Source organism: Microbacterium sp. NPDC096154 (assembly GCF_040302945.1).
Taxonomy (GTDB): Bacteria; Actinomycetota; Actinomycetes; order Actinomycetales; family Microbacteriaceae; genus Microbacterium.
This window is the reverse complement of the sequence record NZ_JBEOSM010000001.1, coordinates 95134-111755: the sequence shown is the minus strand read 5'-3', so window position 1 is coordinate 111755 and position 16622 is coordinate 95134. Positions and strand designations below refer to the sequence as shown.

14 protein-coding genes are annotated in these 16622 nt (G+C 71.9%); all 14 read right to left on the bottom strand.

What is annotated here, in order from left to right; all coding sequences use genetic code 11:
* Positions 1-48: 48 nt before the first annotated feature.
* Positions 49-729, bottom strand: a complete 681-nt coding sequence (gene rpe, locus ABTW64_RS00520) for a ribulose-phosphate 3-epimerase (RefSeq protein ID WP_350618089.1) — start codon at positions 727-729, stop codon at positions 49-51.
* Positions 730-797: 68 nt separating this feature from the next.
* A complete protein-coding gene (locus tag ABTW64_RS00515; protein ID WP_502892278.1) occupies positions 798-2258 on the bottom strand; it encodes an RsmB/NOP family class I SAM-dependent RNA methyltransferase in 1461 nt (486 codons plus the stop codon).
* Positions 2258-3196, bottom strand: a complete 939-nt coding sequence (gene fmt, locus ABTW64_RS00510; RefSeq protein ID WP_350618808.1) for a methionyl-tRNA formyltransferase — start codon at positions 3194-3196, stop codon at positions 2258-2260. Before fmt ends, ABTW64_RS00515 begins: the two co-directional genes overlap by 1 nt.
* 71 nt (positions 3197-3267) lie before the next feature.
* On the bottom strand, positions 3268-5262 hold the full coding sequence (locus tag ABTW64_RS00505) for a primosomal protein N' family DNA-binding protein (protein ID WP_350618085.1): 1995 nt from the start codon (positions 5260-5262) through the stop codon (positions 3268-3270).
* A 31-nt stretch (positions 5263-5293) separates the two neighbouring features.
* Positions 5294-6481: a methionine adenosyltransferase gene (gene metK, locus ABTW64_RS00500; protein WP_350618083.1), complete on the bottom strand. Its 1188-nt coding sequence runs from the start codon at positions 6479-6481 to the stop codon at positions 5294-5296.
* A 123-nt stretch (positions 6482-6604) separates the two neighbouring features.
* Positions 6605-6859 (bottom strand): DNA-directed RNA polymerase subunit omega, encoded by a 255-nt coding sequence (gene rpoZ, locus ABTW64_RS00495; protein WP_350618081.1) that lies wholly within the window; start codon positions 6857-6859, stop codon positions 6605-6607.
* Positions 6860-6945: 86 nt separating this feature from the next.
* A complete protein-coding gene (gmk, locus tag ABTW64_RS00490; RefSeq protein ID WP_350618079.1) occupies positions 6946-7884 on the bottom strand; it encodes a guanylate kinase in 939 nt (312 codons plus the stop codon).
* The gene (gene pyrF, locus ABTW64_RS00485) at positions 7877-8761 is read right to left on the bottom strand and encodes an orotidine-5'-phosphate decarboxylase (protein ID WP_350618077.1); all 885 of its coding nucleotides are present in this window, start codon (positions 8759-8761) and stop codon (positions 7877-7879) included. Before pyrF ends, gmk begins: the two co-directional genes overlap by 8 nt.
* Positions 8758-12066, bottom strand: coding sequence for a carbamoyl-phosphate synthase large subunit (carB, locus tag ABTW64_RS00480; protein ID WP_350618075.1), 3309 nt, complete (start codon positions 12064-12066; stop codon positions 8758-8760). The genes pyrF and carB overlap by 4 nt, the downstream gene beginning before the upstream one ends.
* The gene (carA, locus tag ABTW64_RS00475; RefSeq protein ID WP_350618072.1) at positions 12059-13219 is read right to left on the bottom strand and encodes a glutamine-hydrolyzing carbamoyl-phosphate synthase small subunit; all 1161 of its coding nucleotides are present in this window, start codon (positions 13217-13219) and stop codon (positions 12059-12061) included. Before carA ends, carB begins: the two co-directional genes overlap by 8 nt.
* Positions 13216-13722 (bottom strand): PH-like domain-containing protein, encoded by a 507-nt coding sequence (locus ABTW64_RS00470; RefSeq protein ID WP_350618070.1) that lies wholly within the window; start codon positions 13720-13722, stop codon positions 13216-13218. The genes carA and ABTW64_RS00470 overlap by 4 nt, the downstream gene beginning before the upstream one ends.
* Positions 13719-15029 carry a dihydroorotase gene (locus ABTW64_RS00465; RefSeq protein ID WP_350618068.1) on the bottom strand — a complete coding sequence of 437 codons (1311 nt, stop codon included), beginning with the start codon at positions 15027-15029 and terminating at the stop codon, positions 13719-13721. The genes ABTW64_RS00470 and ABTW64_RS00465 overlap by 4 nt, the downstream gene beginning before the upstream one ends.
* Positions 15026-15988, bottom strand: a complete 963-nt coding sequence (locus tag ABTW64_RS00460; protein WP_350618066.1) for an aspartate carbamoyltransferase catalytic subunit — start codon at positions 15986-15988, stop codon at positions 15026-15028. Before ABTW64_RS00460 ends, ABTW64_RS00465 begins: the two co-directional genes overlap by 4 nt.
* Positions 15985-16539: a bifunctional pyr operon transcriptional regulator/uracil phosphoribosyltransferase PyrR gene (gene pyrR / locus ABTW64_RS00455; protein ID WP_350618064.1), complete on the bottom strand. Its 555-nt coding sequence runs from the start codon at positions 16537-16539 to the stop codon at positions 15985-15987. The genes ABTW64_RS00460 and pyrR overlap by 4 nt, the downstream gene beginning before the upstream one ends.
* Between the last annotated feature and the right edge of the window lie 83 nt (positions 16540-16622).

Sequence of the window (16622 nt, the reverse complement as noted above, 5' to 3'; positions counted from 1 at the left end):
CGCCCGCGCCGGGGCCCCGAGTCCGCCGTGCGCCCGCCGGGCGGGGACTCAGTGGCGGTGATGCGCGGCCGCCTGGCGCAGGCCCGCGATGGCCGCGTCGATGTCGTCGGCACCGTACACCGCCGATCCCGCGACGAATGTGTCGGCACCTGCCTCCGCTGCCTGCCCGATGGTCTCGCTCGAGATGCCGCCGTCGACCTGAAGCCACACATCGGCCCCCCGGCGCCGCGCCTCCTCGGCGAGGCGCCGCAGCTTCGGCAGGGTCTCGGGCATGAACGACTGCCCCCCGAACCCCGGCTCGACTGTCATGACGAGGATCTGATCGAACTCGGTCAGATGCTCGAGCAGCGGCTCCACGCCGGTGCCCGGCTTCACGGCGACGCCTGCGCGCGCCCCGATCCCCCGCAGCCGGCGGGCCAGCGCCACGGGGTCGGCCGCCGCCTCGAGGTGGAAGGTCACCGATGCGGCGCCGATCTCCGCATATCCCGGAGCCCAGCGATCCGGATCGTCGATCATGAGATGGACGTCGAGCGGGATCGGGCTCGTCGCCTGGACCCGCTCGACCATCTGGGGTCCGAACGTCAGGTTGGGCACGAAGTGGTTGTCCATGACATCGACGTGCACGAAGTCGGCCGCCGCGATGCGCGCCAGCTCGGACTGCATGTTCGCGAAGTCGGCCGACAGGATGCTCGGGTTGATGCGGGGAGCGGGATGATCCGGGAGGGCCATGGATCGATTATCCCGGCCGCCGGCCATGCCGCATGCGAAAGGCGTGCCGCGGTGCCCCCGTAGGGCTCTCATCGCCTCCGCAGGAGGGCGAGGAACATCGCGTCGGTGCCGTGACGGTGCGGCCACAGCTGGGCGTGTCCCGCGCCGTCGAGCGGCGCGGGGAGATCCAGCGCACCGCGCGACACGCGTCGCAGCACCGCCCGCGCGTCGAGCTCCTCGACCGCATCGCCGAGTTCCTCTCGCACCTCGCGCACGATCGCCGCGGTCTCGGCGAGATGCGGCGAACAGGTGACGTAGGCGACGACTCCCCCGACCCTCAGTGCCGTGACGGCCGCGAGAAGCAGCCCGCGCTGCACGTCTGCGAGCTCGGCGACGTCCGACGGCTTCTTGCGCCAGCGCGCCTCGGGCCGGCGGCGCAGGGCGCCCAGGCCCGTGCACGGAGCGTCGACCAGGATGCGGTCGTACGTATCGGGGCGAGCGGACGCGAGTGCGCGACCATCCTGCTCGTGCACCGTCACGTCGAGCGGCACCGGTGCGATCGCCTTGCGCACCAGGCCGGCGCGGGCCGGCACCAGCTCGTTCGCCTCGAGCGTCACGCCGTGCGCCAACGCCTCCGCCGCGAGCAGCGCCGTCTTGCCGCCCGGGCCGGCGCACAGATCGAGCCAGCGCTCCCCCGGCTGCGGCGGCGCGAACCGCGTGAGGGCAAGCGCGACGAGCTGCGACCCCTCGTCCTGCACCCGCACTGTGCCGCCCGACTCGCGCACCAGCGGCTCGGGGTCGCCCGAGCGCAGGCGGAAGCCCACGGGGGAATACGAGGTGCGCATGCCATCCGGCTCCGCGAGGCCCGGCATCGCGGCCATCGTCACACGCGGCGAGACGTTGTCGGCGTCGAGCAGGTCGTCCAGCTCATCGACGCGCCCCTCCGCCGCCAGTGCGCGGCGCAGAGCCCGCACGATCCACACCGGATGCGACGCCTCGAGACCGATGCGCTCGTCGTCTGACCGTGCGGTGTCGGCCACGCGGTTGAGCCAGTCGCCCGGGTTGTCTCGCGCGATGCGGCGCAGCACGGCGTTCGCGAACCCCGCGGCGCCGGAGCCGGACGCCTCCCGAGCGAGGTTGACCGACTCGTTGACCGCGGCGTGCGACGCCACGCGGGTGGCCATGAGCTGATGCACAGCCAGCCGCAGCGCGTCGAGCACGGCCGCGTCGATCGTCGCCGGATCGCGGTCGGACGCCGCTGCGATGACGGCGTCGTAGGTCCCCAGCCTGCGCAGTGTCCCGTACGTCAGCTCGGTGGCCAGTGCCGCGTCGCCGCCGCTCAGGCCCGCCCGCTCCAGCTCGCGCGGCAGCAGGAGGTTGGCGTAGGCGTCGGAGTCGGCGACGGCGCGAAGCACGGCGAAGGCCACGCGGCGGGCCGGCTGGACCCGCTGCCACTGCTTCACAGCGCCACGCTGCGGGCCGCGCGCTCGGGCATCCGAGGACCGGCGGGGCGCGCCGCGGCGGGCTCCGCCTTCGCGATGCTCGACCATCACGCGCCCGCCCCGAGCACGACGGCTCCCCGGGCGCCGCGCAGCCAGTCGGCCGCGGCCATCGCCGGCTTGCCCGCCGGCTGCACGCGCTCGACGAGGATGGGATCGCTCCCCGTGCCGACGAGGATCGCACCCTTCGCCGCGGGCGACGCGGCCGGAGCCACCTCGCCCGGCCGCAGAGGGGCCTCGTCGCCGGCGGAGCGTGCCGTCAGGATCTTGAACCGGGCGCCATCGAGCAGCGTGTGCGCTCCCGGCTCAGGCGTCACCCCGCGGAAGCGGTCGAGCACGGCCTGCGCCGGCTGCGCCCAGTCGAGCAGACCGTCATCGATCGTCAGCTTGGCCGCGTGCGTGGGTTCCCCCACCTGCGGCGTCGCCACGGCCGTGCCGTTCGCTATGCCGGCGACAACGCGCGTCAACAGCTCGGCTCCGCTTTCGGACAGCGCCGACAGCACGTCGCCCGCGGTGGCTCCGACCGGCACCTCGTAGCGCAGCTCGTCGTAGACGTCGCCCGCATCGAGTTCGGGCACCAGCCGGAAGACGGCGGCGCCCGTGACGCGGTCTCCCGCGATCAGCGCGCGCTGAACCGGCGCAGCGCCGCGCCAGCGCGGCAGCAGGGAGAAATGCAGGTTGATCCAGCCGTGGGGCGGCAGCGACAGCAGCGGCTCGCGCACCAGGCCGCCGTAGGCGACGACGACCGCCAGCTGCGGCCGCGACGCCGCGATGCGGTCGGTCGCCTCGGCGTCGAGCCGCGCCGCCTTGATGACCGTGAGACCCAGATCCTCGGCGGCCGCCGCGACCGGCGACGGGGTCAGCACCCGCTTGCGTCCGAGGGGCGCGTCCGGACGCGTGACCACTGCGGCGATGTCATGCCCCGCCGCGTGCAGGGCGCGCAGCGAGGGCACCGCCACCTCCGGGGTTCCCGCGAAGACGATCCTCAGCCGTTCAGCGGTCACTGTTCCCCCGTCTCGCGCACCGCGCGCTGCCTGCCGGGGCGGCCATCCGGCGCCCCTCACAACTCCGGCTCGAGCACGTCGAGCCTGGCCGTGAGTATATTCCGGGGCGCCCGAGTCTTCGCCGAGCCGCGTCTCGACGACCGCGCATTGACGGCCTCCGCCACCACCGACGCGCGCAGGCTCGCGGCGACCGCGGCGCCTCGCGCGTAGTCGAAGCGCACGAGGGCGCGAGCGCCCGGCCACCCCTGGCGATCGATCGGCACGGGGCCCAGAACGGCGTCGAGCGGCAGTTCCGGCACGTCGCCGCGCAGCGTCAGGAGCGCGCGCTCCACCACGGCGACGTCGCCCTCCACACGCGCGACGCGGGCGGTGGGCGGCATGCGCAGCGGCGTGCGGTCGCTGAGCTCGGCCCGGGCGTAAGCGGAGTGCGTCCAGGTGGCGAAGGCGCGGGCGATTCCCCCGCCCACACCCACGAGATGCACGGGCGCGTCGGGTGCCGCGAGTGCGGCGGCGTTGGACCACCACCTCAGACATGCTTCGCCGATCCGCAGCTCCGGCGCCTGCAGCATCCGCTCTCCGTCGAGCAGGAGCACCGCGCGGTATCCGCCCTCCGGGATCGGCTCGGCCCCGCGGGTCGCCACCACGAGCGCCTGCTTGGCGTCGACCTCGCGCACGGGGTGCGCCCCGTCCGCCACGATCACGCGCACGCCGGCGAACGCCCGCCCCAGTTCGTCGGCGGTGCGCTCGCTGCCCGAAGAGGCGAGGCGCACGCGGGGCGACGAGCATCTGGCGCAGGTCCAGGCGGTCGCGGCCCGAGCACACCAGCCGCAGGTCGGGATCGCGCCGCGACCGGCGGCATGCAGCGGGCCGCCGCAGTGCCGGCAGCGCGCGGGGGCTCGGCAGTCCGCGCACACGAGCGTCGGCGCATATCCCGGGCGCGCGACCTGCACAAGCACGGGCCCCTCGGCGAGACCCTCGCGCGCCGCCCGGAAGGCCGACGAGGGGATGCGGGCCCCGGGCTGCTCGTTGTGCTCGGGCGGGCTCAGCACCACCTTCGGCGCGTACCGCCGGGCAGCGGGGACATCCTCCAGCCAGCCGACCGCCACGAGCCGCTCCACGTCTGTTGTGCGGGTGTGGCCGGCGAACAGCAGCGCGGGCTTTTCCCCCGTCGCCGCGTCAGCGAGCTCCTGGCGCACGAGCGCGGCGTCGCGCGCATGCACATAGGGTGCCAACGGCTCGTCCAGCAGCGGATCGCCGTCGTCCCACAGCGCGATGAGCCCCGGCTTCGAGACCGGGGCGTAGACAGCCGAGCGATTGCCGATCACCACGCACGGGGCGTCCTCGAGTGTGCGGAGGAAGCCGCGATAGCGATCGGGTCCCGCCTGCTGGGCGTCGTGGCGGACGACCGCCCCGCGCGGCAGCAGCTCGTCGAGCGCGGCCTGCAGCAGATCGAGATCGCGATGATCGGGCACGGCGAGCACGGCGGACCGGCCGGTGTCCAGCACAGCGGCGGCAGCGGCGGCGAGCAGTCGGGCCCACGCCGGCAGCGCGCCGTCGAGGCGTGCCGGGGCATCGAGCGCGATGCGCCCGCCCTGGGCCAGCCGTTCGCCGAGCCCTGGGAACGCGTCGAGCACGGCTCGCGCTGTGGCGACGCTCTCGGGCGGGACGACCGGAACGGATGCGCGTTCCCCTGCGAGCCACTGCTTCTCGACGCGCACCTGCCGCTTGGGGATGGCCAGGCGCAGGATGTCCACCGCCGATCCGGCGGCCCGGTCGGCGACGCGCCGAGCGAGCGTGTAGAGCCGCTCGGGGAGCACGCGCGCCGCGGACACCACCGCCTCGAGCTCGGACAGCGGACGCTCTCCATCCGCCTCCTCGGACACCTCGACCACGTAGCCGTCGACGACGCGCCCTGCCGTGCGCAGCGGCGCCTTCACCCTCACCCCCGGCACCGCATCGTCACGAAGCTCGTCCGGGATCGCATAGTCGAACAGCCGATCGAGCTGCGGCAGCGGCGAGTCGATCAGCACCCGCGCGATGCGGCGTGACATCCGCGAGGGCCTTTCCCGCGCAGTCGCCGGCTCAGAGGCCGGCGGCGCGACGAAGGTCGTCGACGCGCGTCGTCTGCTCCCACGTGAAGTCGGGAAGCTCACGACCGAAGTGACCGTACGCGGCCGTCTGCGCGTAGATCGGGCGCTTCAGGTCGAGCTGCTCGATGATCGCCGCGGGACGCAGGTCGAAGACCGCACGGATCGCGTCGACGATCGCGTCGTCGGAGACGCGGCCTGTGCCGAAGGACTCGACGTAGAGACCCACCGGGTTCGCCTTGCCGATCGCGTACGCCACCTGCACCTCGAGGCGGTCGGCGAGCCCGGCCGCCACGGCGTTCTTCGCCACCCAGCGCATGGCGTACGCGGCCGAGCGGTCGACCTTGGACGGGTCCTTGCCGCTGAACGCGCCTCCTCCGTGCCGCGCGGCCCCACCGTACGTGTCGATGATGATCTTCCGTCCGGTCAGCCCGGCATCGCCCTTGGGACCGCCCGTGACGAAGGGACCGGCGGGGTTGATGTAGAGCTTCACGTCGTCGTGGTCGAGGCCCGTCTGCTCCAGCACCGGACGGATGACGCGCTCGGCGACCTCGGCGCGCAGCTCATCCTGGGTCATCTTGGGGTGATGCTGCGTCGAGAGCACGACCGCGTCCACGGTCTTGGGTGTGAAGCCCTCGTAGCCGAGAGTGACCTGCGTCTTGCCGTCCGGGCGCAGGAAAGGCATCTCGCCATTGCGGCGCACTTCGGTCAGACGCTCCGCCAGGCGGTGCGACGCCCAGGCGGCCATCGGCATGAGCTGCGGCGTCTCGTTCGCCGCGAACCCGAACATGATCCCCTGGTCGCCCGCACCCAGCTCGTCGTAGGCGTCCGCCGATCCCTCGCGCGTCTCGAGCGCCCTGTCGACCCCCGCGGCGATGTCGCTCGACTGCTCGCCCACCGACACGCTGACACCGCAGGAGTCGCCGTCGAAGCCCATGTCGCTCGAGGTGTAGCCGATGCGATTGATCACGCCGCGCACGATCGCGGGGATCTCGACGTACGCCTCCGTGCGGATCTCCCCGGCGACGTGCACAAGGCCGGTCGTGACGAGCGTCTCGACGGCGACGCGGCTCTCGGCGTCCTTCGCCAGCAGGTTGTCGAGGATGCTGTCGGAGATCTGATCGCAGATCTTGTCCGGATGACCCTCGGTGACGGACTCCGAGGTGAAGAGGCGAAGGCTCATGCTGCTCCTAGACGCAGTTTCGATCGGGCGGAGGGGCCATGCTCCCGCGGGAGGCGGTCGCCCACAGACGAAGGTGGTCGCCATCCATCCTGGAGGCGACCACCGACATCGTGTGGACCGGGATTACTCCGCGTGACGCAGGCGCAGCTTGTCCTGGTGGATCTCGTGCAGCGCGATCGTGAGCGGCTTGTCCTCGACCGACGAGTCGACCAGCGGGCCGACGTTGTCGAAGAGGTTCCCCTCGTGGAGATCCGTGTAGTAGTCGTTGATCTGGCGGGCGCGCTTCGAGCCGTAGATCACCAGCTGGTACTTCGAGTCGACCTTGTCGAGCAGCTCGTCGATGGGCGGGTCGATGATGCCCTTGTTCTCCGTGGTCATGCGGAACCTCCTGGCTGGGCGACGGCAGTCGCGTGGAAGACGGTCGGCGTCGGTGCTGCGCTGTGCGCGGACACGCCGGCGCTGGGTCAGCGGTCGGACGCCTGGGTCAAGTCTACGACCTGGCGCGCGGCCTCGGCGACGTCCTCGTTCACGATGTGGAAGTCGAACTCCCCCTGGGCCGCCAGCTCCACCTTCGCGGTGCGAAGACGACGTGCCCGCTCCTCCTCATCCTCGGTGCCGCGACCGACCAGCCGGTGCACCAGCTCATCCCAGCTCGGCGGGAGCAGGAACACGAGCGAGGCCCGAGGATCGGCGGCGCGCACCTGGCGCGCGCCCTGCAGGTCGATCTCGAGCAGCACCGTGCGGCCGTCGGCGAGAGCCGCCTCGATGGGCCCGCGCGGGGTGCCATAGCGGTGCTTGTTGTGCACCACGGCGTGCTCGAGCAGCTCGTCCTCGGCCAGCATCCGGTCGAACTCGGCGTCGTCGACGAAGTAGTAGTGCACGCCGTCGATCTCGCCCGGGCGCGGCGGGCGCGTGGTGGCCGACACCGACACCAGGATCTCCGGGTGCTCCTCGCGGATGCGCGCCGACACCGTGCCCTTGCCGACCGCGGTCGGACCTGCGAGCACGAGCAGCCGGCTGCGTCCCGGGCGTGGGCGCGGCTCGGGCATCCGGCGGTCGAGCCACGCCTCCAGCGCCTCACGCTGACGCGAGCCGAGTCCGCCGAGCCGCTTCACGGGCGAGATGCCGAGCTCCGCGAGGATGCGGTCGCGCTTGCCCTCGCCGATCGCCGGCAGCGACGTGAGGAAATCCGGCACGCGCAGGGTACCGGCGGGCGACGACGGGTCGGCGACGGCGCGACGCAGCACCTCCTGCGGCGTCACCACTCGTGTGGCGAGGTCGCGCTTGAGCGAGGCTCGGGCGCGCCGCGCGGCGACGGCGCGGCGCGAGGCCGCGGCGCGGTCCACGTCGGGAGGCCGGACGGACGCGGTCTGGCGGCTGCGGCTCTCGGCGGCGTCAGTCAACGGTGCTCCCCTCGATCACAGGTGCGTACGCGCGGGCGGCTGCCGCGATCGCGTCGACGATGCCGTCGGGACCCGCCGAGAGGATGCTGCGGCTCTCGCTCGCCACGACGGCGTGCGACATCGCGCCGTAGACGGCCTCCAGCTGGTCGGGGCGCGCGCCCTGGTGGCCGAAGCCGGGCGCCAGGATCGGCGCGCTCGGCGTGAACGGCGAGAGCCCCGCCTCCGACCAGTCGACCGTGGCTCCGATCACGAAACCGAGGCTTCCCCACTCCCCGGCTTCTGCCGTCAGGGCGTTGCGTGCAGAGACCTCTCCGAGCACCCGCGCCGAGACGGTGTCGCCGCCGGGCGCCGTGGCGCGCTGGAGCGCGGTCGCCTCCGGGTTGCTCGTCGCGGCCAGCACGAACACGCCCTTGCCGTGCGCGAGCGCGTGATCGAACGTGCCGCCCAGTGCGCCGACACCCAGGTACGGACTCGCGGTCAGCGCGTCGGCCTCGAGGGGCGATCCGGGGGTGAGCCAGGCGGCTGCGTATGCGTCCATGGTGGAGCCGATGTCACCGCGCTTGGCGTCGGCGATCACCAGAAGGCCCGTGCTGCGCGCAGCGCCCAGCACGTCCTCGAGTGCCGCGAAGCCGGCCGACCCGTGGCGCTCGAAGAACGACACCTGCGGCTTCACGAAGCCGACGCGGCCGGCGGCCGCCTCGACGACGCGCAGCCCGAACTCCCGCAGTCCCGCCGCATCGGCGGTCAGGCCCCACGAGGCGAGCAGCGCCTCGTGGGGGTCGACGCCGACGCAGAGGTGACCGTGCCGCGCGATCGCGGCACGCGCCCGCTCCCCGAAGGAGGCGCGCTTCGAGGTGCCGGCTGCGCTCGAGGTCACAGGGCCTCCACCGGCACGGCGGTGCGCGCGGCGCGGTCCGCCGCGTACTCCTGCAGGCTCTTCACGCGGTAGCCGTCCTGCATGCGGTCCATCGCGCTCACAGCGGCGCCGAGCGTCGCGATGGTGGTGAAGAGCGCCTTGTCGCCGCCCACCGCCGCCGCGCGGATCTCGTAGCCGTCGGCGCGCGCCGACATGCCGCTGGGCGTGTTGACGATCATGTCGATGCGCCCCGCGTTGATCAGATCGACGATGTTCTCCTCGCCCGACTCCTGCGTCGCGCTGTACTTGCCCACGACCTCCGCCTGGATGCCGTTGCGCAGCAGGATCTCGGCCGTGCCCTCGGTGGCGTAGATCTCGAAGCCGAGCTGCTGCAGGCGGTGCGCCGGCAGCAGCACATCGCGCTTGTCGGCGTCCGCCACCGAGATGAACACCGTGCCGCCCAGGGGGATGCCGCCGTACGCCGCCGACTGGCTCTTCGCGAACGCGGTGGGGAAGTCGCGGTCGATGCCCATGACCTCGCCCGTCGAGCGCATCTCGGGGCCGAGCACCGAGTCGACGATCTCGCCGTCGCGCGTCCGGAAGCGCTTGAAGGGCAGCACGGCCTCCTTGACCGACACCGGCGAGTCCAGAGGCACGCGGGAGCCATCCTGCTGCGGAAGCAGGCCTTCGGCGCGCAGCGCGTCGATGGTCTCGCCCGCCATGATGCGGGACGCGGCCTTGGCGAGCGGGATGCCCAGCGCCTTGGACACGAACGGGACCGTGCGGCTCGCCCGCGGGTTCGCCTCGATCACGTACAGGACGCCCGCGCTGATGGCGAACTGCACGTTGAGCAGACCCCGCACGCCCACGCCCTGGGCGATCGCGAGGGTGGCCTCGCGCACGCGGTCGATCTCGGTGCGCCCGAGCGACATGGGCGGCAGCGTGCAGCTCGAGTCGCCCGAGTGGATGCCCGCCTCCTCGAGGTGCTCCATGATGCCGCCGATGTAGAGCTCGTGCCCGTCGTACAGCGCGTCGACGTCGATCTCCACCGCGTCGTCGAGGAAGCGGTCCACCAGCAGCGGGGCGTCCTCGCCGATGATCGCGTGCTCGGCGATGCGCGCGAAGTAGTCGCGCAGGCTCGCCGTGTCGTAGACGATCTCCATGCCACGGCCGCCGAGCACGAAGCTGGGACGCACCAGCACGGGGTAGCCGATCTCCTCGGCGATGCGAACGGCCTCGTCCTCGTCGATGGCGGTGCCGTTGCGGGGGGCGACCAGCCCGCCGCGCTCCAGGATCTCGCCGAAGAGCTTGCGGTCCTCCGCGAGGTCGATCGCGGCCGGGCTGGTGCCCAGGATCGTGTAGCCGGCATCCTCGATGCCCTTGGCCAGGCCGAGCGGCGTCTGACCGCCGAGCTGGCACACGACGCCGTGGATCTGGCCCGAGAGCGACTCGGCGTGCAGCACCTCGAGCACGTCCTCGAGCGTGAGCGGCTCGAAGTAGAGCCGGTCGGACGTGTCGTAGTCGGTCGACACGGTCTCGGGATTGCAGTTGACCATGACGGTCTCGTAGCCCGCTGCGGAGAGCGCGAACGACGCGTGCACGCACGAGTAGTCGAACTCGACGCCCTGGCCGATGCGGTTCGGGCCCGATCCGATGATCACGATCTTCTTGCGGTCGGACGGCGTGACCTCGGTCTCGAAGTCGTAGCTCGAGTAGTGGTACGGCGTGAGCGCGGGGAACTCCCCCGCGCACGTGTCGACCGTCTTGTACACCGGGCGCAGCCCCAGCTCGTGCCGGATGCCGCGCACCTCCGCCTCGGCCAGGCCCCGCAGCTGCGCGATCTGGGCATCCGAGAAGCCGTGCTCCTTCGCCAGCCGCAGCACACGCTCGTCGAGCTCGGCGGCGTCGGCGACGGCCTCGGCCACCTCGTTGATCAGCACGATCTGGTCGAGGAACCACGGGTCGATCGCCGTGGCCTCGAAGGCCTCGGCGACCGTGGCGCCCTTGCGCAGCGCCTGCTGCACGAGCACGATGCGGCCGTCCGTGGGCGTGCGCGCCTCGAGCAGCAGCTCGGCCACGTCACGCGGCTCGTCGCCCCAGTGGAAGCTCGATCCGCGCTTCTCGATCGAGCGCAGCGCCTTCTGCAGCGCGGTCGCGTAGTTGCGGCCGATCGCCATCGCCTCGCCGACCGACTTCATGGTGGTCGTGAGCGTCGGGTCCGCGGCCGGGAACTTCTCGAACGCGAACCGCGGAACCTTCACGACCACGTAGTCGAGGGTCGGCTCGAACGACGCGGGCGTGACCTTCGTGATGTCGTTCGGCACCTCGTCGAGGCGGTAGCCCAGCGCGAGCTTCGCGGCGAGCTTGGCGATCGGGAACCCGGTGGCCTTGGAAGCCAGCGCGGACGAGCGCGACACGCGGGGGTTCATCTCGATCACGATGATGCGGCCCGTGGCGGGGTCGACCGCGAACTGGATGTTGCAGCCACCCGTGTCGACGCCCACGGCCCGGATGATGTCGATGCCGATGTCGCGCAGCTTCTGGTACTCGCGGTCGGTCAGCGTCAGCGCCGGCGCGACGGTGATCGAGTCGCCCGTGTGCACGCCCACCGGGTCGACGTTCTCGATCGAGCAGACGACGACCGTGTTGTCGGCCGTGTCGCGCATCAGCTCGAGCTCGTACTCCTTCCACCCGAGGATCGACTCCTCGAGCAGCACCTCGGTGGTGGTGGACTCCCGCAGACCCGCGCCGGCGATCCGCCGCAGATCGGTCTCGTCGTACGCGAAGCCCGAGCCCAGACCGCCCATCGTGAACGACGGACGCACCACGAGGGGGTATCCGAGCTCCTCCGCGCCCGCGAGCACCTCCTCCATGGTGTGCGCGATCACGCTGCGCGCGACATCCGCGCCGGCCGCGATCACGAGCTCCTTGAAGATCTGCCGATCCTCGCCCTTGCGGATCGCGTCGACCTTGGCGCCGATCAGCTCGACGTCGTACTTCTCGAGGATGCCGCGCTCGTGGAGCGCCATCGCCGCGTTCAGGGCGGTCTGGCCGCCCAGCGTGGGCAGGATCGCGTCGGGCTTCTCCTTCGCGATGATCGACTCGATCACCTCCGGCGTGATCGGCTCGATGTAGGTCGCGTCGGCGAACTCGGGGTCAGTCATGATCGTGGCCGGGTTCGAGTTCACCAGGATGACGCGCACGCCCTCCTCGCGCAGCACACGGCACGCCTGGGTGCCGGAGTAGTCGAACTCGACGGCCTGACCGATGACGATCGGACCCGATCCGATGACGAGAACGGACTGGATGTCGTCGCGCTTAGGCATTCGCGCCCTTCTTGCTGAGGTGGTCCACGACCATGTCCTTGAACCGGTCGAACAGGTAGTTGGCGTCGTTGGGGCCGCCCGCGGCCTCCGGGTGGTACTGCACCGAGAAGGCCGGGATGTCGAGCGCGCGCAGGCCCTCCACGACGTTGTCGTTCAGGCCGACGTGGCTGACCTCGACGCGGCCGTAGCCGGACGGGCTGTCGAACTCGCCGTCGATCGGCGCGTCGACCGCGAAGCCGTGGTTGTGCGCGGTGATCTCGACGCGGCCCGTCAGCTTGTCCTTCACGGGCTGGTTGATGCCGCGGTGGCCGAACGGCAGCTTGTACGTGCCGAGGCCGAGGGCACGGCCCAGCAGCTGGTTGCCGAAGCAGATGCCGAAGAACGGCAGGCCCTCGTCGAGCACGCCGCGCAGCAGCTGCACGTGGCCCTCCGACGCCGCCGGGTCGCCCGGACCGTTGGAGTAGAACACCGCCACCGGGTCGATCGCCAGCAGCTGCTCCTTCGTGACGCTCTGCGGCAGCACGTGCACCTCGAATCCGCGGCGGGCGAGGTTGTTGACGGTCGCCTGCTTGATGCCGAGGTCGATGACCGCGAGATTGCCGATCTTCTCCCCTTCGGCCGGCGTGACGGCCGCGACCTCGACCGAGACCTGGCTCGACAGGTTCTGGCCGGCCATCTGCGGCGCCTCGGTGACGAGGCGCAGCTGCTCCTCGTCGTCGATCGCTGCGGCGTCGCCCGAGAAGATGCCGCCCCGCATGCTGCCGGCAGAACGGATGTGCAGCGTGATCGCCCGGGTGTCGATGCCGCTGATGCCGACGATGCCGTCGCGCTCGAGCGCGTCGTCGAGCGACTCCTCGGCGCGCCAGCTCGACACCACGCGCGAGGGGTCGCGCACGATGTAGCCGGCCACCCACACGCGGCGGGACTCGGGGTCCTGCGTGTTGACGCCGGTGTTGCCGATGTGCGGCGCGGTCTGCAGCACGATCTGGCCCGCGTACGACGGGTCGGTCAGGGTCTCCTGGTAGCCGGTCATGCCGGTCGTGAAGACCACCTCGCCGAGCGTCGTGCCGCGGGCGCCGTAGGCATGGCCGGGATAGCGCGAGCCGTCCTCGAGAACGAGGACCGCGGGTTCGCGGTCGAGCAGGGATGTCATCGCGTTGCTCCCATCTGGGTGAAGTCGGTGCGGAGGCGGTCGATCTCGGCCACGAGGGCGTTCGGATCGCCGTCCTGCAGACGCACATAGGTGTCGCAGACCGTGCCGTCGCCGGCGGCCCATGCCAGAAGCACGAGACCGTCGCTCTCGACGACGCGGTCGATGGTCCACGTCGCCCGACCGACCGCCCACAGGCGCGACGCGTCGAGGAACACGGTGGGCTCGCCCGGCATGTCCAGGGCGACGCCCGCGCTCGTGACCGTGACCGTCACGCGCGACCGGAAGGCCAGGTGCCGCACGTTCAGGCGATCGAGAGGGGCGTCATGGCGGGTCGTGGCCACATAGAGGCCCGAGTAGGTGCCGCGCACGTCGCCTCGGCGCTCGCCGATCGGTGCCGCGATGCCCGCGTCGCGCTTGGCACGGCGCCGCCAGCCCCATGCCATGAGACTGAGCGCGACGACGGCGATCAGCACGAAGACGAGGGATGCGGCCTCGTGCGTCATGCGGTGACCGCCTGCAGCTCGACGACCTCGCCCGCGGCGAGGGTCGTGTACCCGCGGTGGATGGTCCACATCACGCGGCCGGGCAGCGCGCTGCCGAGGTACGGCGAGTTGACGCTGCGGCCACGCAGGTCGTCCTGTGTGAAGACCCCGTCGACCGAGGGGTCGTACAGCGTGAGCTCGGCCGGCTGGCCGGCGACCAGATCCGTGCCATGCGCCGCGAGGCGGCCGATGCGAGCGGGCGCCTTCGACATCACGCGCGCGACGTCGCGCCAGTCGAGCAGGCCGGTGGCCACCATGGACTGGTGCACGACGCGCAGCGCGCTCTCGAGGCCGACCATGCCGTTCGCCGCGGCCTGCCACTCGCATGCCTTCGCCTCGGCGGGGTGCGGAGCGTGGTCGGTGGCGACGATGTCGATCGTGCCGTCCGCCAGGCCTTCCCGCACCGCCTGCACATCCTCGGCCGTGCGCAGGGGCGGGTTGACCTTGTAGCGCGCGTCGTAGTCGCGCACGAGCTCGTCGGTGAGCAGCAGGTGGTGCGGCGTGACCTCGGCCGTCACATCGATGCCCCGCTTCTTGGCCCACCGGATGATGTCGACCGATCCCGCCGTCGAGAGGTGGCACACGTGCAGCCGAGAGCCGACGTGCTCGGCGAGCAGCACGTCGCGGGCGATGATCGACTCCTCGGCGACCGCCGGCCATCCGGCGAGACCGAGCTCGGCCGACACGACGCCCTCGTTCATCTGCGCGCCCTCGGTGAGCCGCGGGTCCTGCGCGTGCTGGGCCACGACACCGTCGAAGGCCTTCACGTACTCGAGCGCGCGGCGCATGATCAGCGGGTCCCACACGCAGAAGCCGTCGTCGCTGAAGACGCGCACGCGCGCCCGCGAATCGGCCATGGCGCCCAGCTCGGCCAGACGTTCGCCCTTCTGGCCAACCGTGACAGCGCCGATGGGCTGCACGGTCGCGTAGCCCGCGGCCTCACCCAGGGCGAGCTCCTGCTCGACCACGCCGGCGGCGTCTGCGACCGGTGAGGTGTTGGGCATCGCGAACACCGCGGTGAAGCCGCCGGCGGCCGCTGCGCGCGTGCCGGTGAGCACCGTCTCGCTCGCCTCGTAGCCGGGCTCGCGCAGGTGCGTGTGCAGGTCGACCAGGCCGGGCAGCGCGATCAGCCCGTCGGCGTCGACGCGGGTGGCCCCCGCGCGGGACAGGCCGGTTCCGACCTCGGCGATGCGTCCGTCCTCGATCAGGATGTCCGCCCGCTCGCGGCCCTCGATCGCGGCTCCGGAGATCAGGAGCACCTCGCTCATCGCTGCTCCTCCTCGTTCGAACGCTCCCCCGCCAGCAGCAGGTAGAGCACCGCCATCCGCACCGAGACGCCCGCCTTGACCTGCTCGAGCACGGTCGAGCGGGGCGAATCGGCTGCCTCGGCAGAGATCTCCATTCCCCGGTTCATGGGTCCCGGGTGCATCACAATGCTAGCCGCCGGAAGCGCGGCCAGGCGCAGGGCATCCAGGCCCCAGCGCCGCGAATACTCCCGCTCAGACGGGAAATACGCGGCGTTCATGCGCTCGAGCTGGATGCGCAGCATCATGAGGGCGTCGGGGCCCTCCGCGATCGCCAGGTCGAGGTCGTAGCGCACCTCGACCGGCCACGCGGACACATCCTGCGGCAGGAGCGTGGGCGGCGCGACGAGCGTCACCTCGGCCCCCAGCGTGTGCAGCAGCCACACGTTCGAGCGGGCGACGCGCGAGTGCAGGACGTCGCCGACGATCGCGACGCGGAAGCCGGCGAGGTCGCGACCGCGACTCTCGGCGCCGTACCGGCGCTTGCGCATCGTGAACGCGTCGAGCAGCGCCTGGGTGGGGTGCTCGTGCGTCCCGTCGCCGGCGTTCACGACGCCCGCCTCGATCCAGCCGCTCGTCGCGAGGGTGCGCGGCGCACCGGAGGCGCCATGCCGGATCACGACGGCGTCGGCTCCCATGGCCTGGAGGGTCTGCGCGGTGTCCTGCAGGCTCTCGCCCTTGGAGACGCTCGAGCCCTTGGCGGCGAAGTTGATGACGTCGGCCGACAGTCGCTTGGCCGCCGCCTCGAACGAGATCCTGGTGCGCGTCGAGTCCTCGAAGAACAGGTTCACGACGGTCTTGCCGCGCAGCGTCGGGAGCTTCTTGACCTCGCGCGACTGGGTGTCGGCCATGTCCTCGGCGACGTCGAGGATGCGGATCGCCTCGGCGCGCGCGAGCGTGCGGGTGTCGAGCAGGTGCCTCATGCGTCCGCCCCCGCATCGGCGGCGGACTCGATCGAGACCTCGTGGGCGCCGTCGACCTCGGCCAGTCGCACGTTCACGCGCTCCGAGCGCGCGGAGGGAAGGTTCTTTCCCACGAAGTCCGGCCGGATCGGGAGCTCGCGGTGACCGCGATCGATCAGGATCGCCAGCCGAACGGCGGCGGGCCGTCCGATGTCCTGCAGCGCGTCCAGCGCGGCACGGATGCTGCGGCCGGAGAAGAGCACGTCGTCGACCAGCACGACCACCTTGCCGTCGATGCCCGCCGCAGGGATGTCCGTGGGGTGCGGCGTGCGCGTCGGGTGCTGCGCCAGATCGTCGCGGTACATCGTGACGTCGAGGGCGCCGACCGGCACGGCGACGCCGGCGAATCGCTCGATCAGTGCGCCGAGGCGGTGGGCCAGGGTGACGCCGCGGGTCGGAATGCCCAGCAGGATCAGTCGCTCGGGGCCCCTGTTGGACTCGAGGATCTCATGTGCGATCCGAGTCAGGGCCCGCGTGATGTCGGCTTCATGCAGCACGGTGCGCGTGCTCATCCGCCTCTCCCTTCTCCGCCTCACGGGACGGTGTTAAAGGTGTGCAGGTGCGTCCAGCATACCGCCAGGCGGGCACCCCTCGG

Bases quoted from the DNA above. Each gene is read 5' to 3' on its own strand.
- rpe (WP_350618089.1), bottom strand. From the start codon at position 729: ATGGCCCTCCCGGATCATCCCGCTCCCCGCATCAACCCGAGCATCCTG.
- ABTW64_RS00515 (WP_502892278.1), bottom strand. From the start codon at position 2,258: ATGGTCGAGCATCGCGAAGGCGGAGCCCGCCGCGGCGCGCCCCGCCGG.
- ABTW64_RS00505 (WP_350618085.1), bottom strand. From the start codon at position 5,262: ATGTCACGCCGCATCGCGCGGGTGCTGATCGACTCGCCGCTGCCGCAG.
- metK (WP_350618083.1), bottom strand. From the start codon at position 6,481: ATGAGCCTTCGCCTCTTCACCTCGGAGTCCGTCACCGAGGGTCATCCG.
- rpoZ (WP_350618081.1), bottom strand. From the start codon at position 6,859: ATGACCACGGAGAACAAGGGCATCATCGACCCGCCCATCGACGAGCTG.
- carB (WP_350618075.1), bottom strand. From the start codon at position 12,066: ATGCCTAAGCGCGACGACATCCAGTCCGTTCTCGTCATCGGATCGGGT.
- carA (WP_350618072.1), bottom strand. From the start codon at position 13,219: ATGACATCCCTGCTCGACCGCGAACCCGCGGTCCTCGTTCTCGAGGAC.
- ABTW64_RS00470 (WP_350618070.1), bottom strand. From the start codon at position 13,722: ATGACGCACGAGGCCGCATCCCTCGTCTTCGTGCTGATCGCCGTCGTC.
- ABTW64_RS00465 (WP_350618068.1), bottom strand. From the start codon at position 15,029: ATGAGCGAGGTGCTCCTGATCTCCGGAGCCGCGATCGAGGGCCGCGAG.
- ABTW64_RS00460 (WP_350618066.1), bottom strand. From the start codon at position 15,988: ATGAGGCACCTGCTCGACACCCGCACGCTCGCGCGCGCCGAGGCGATC.
- pyrR (WP_350618064.1), bottom strand. From the start codon at position 16,539: ATGAGCACGCGCACCGTGCTGCATGAAGCCGACATCACGCGGGCCCTG.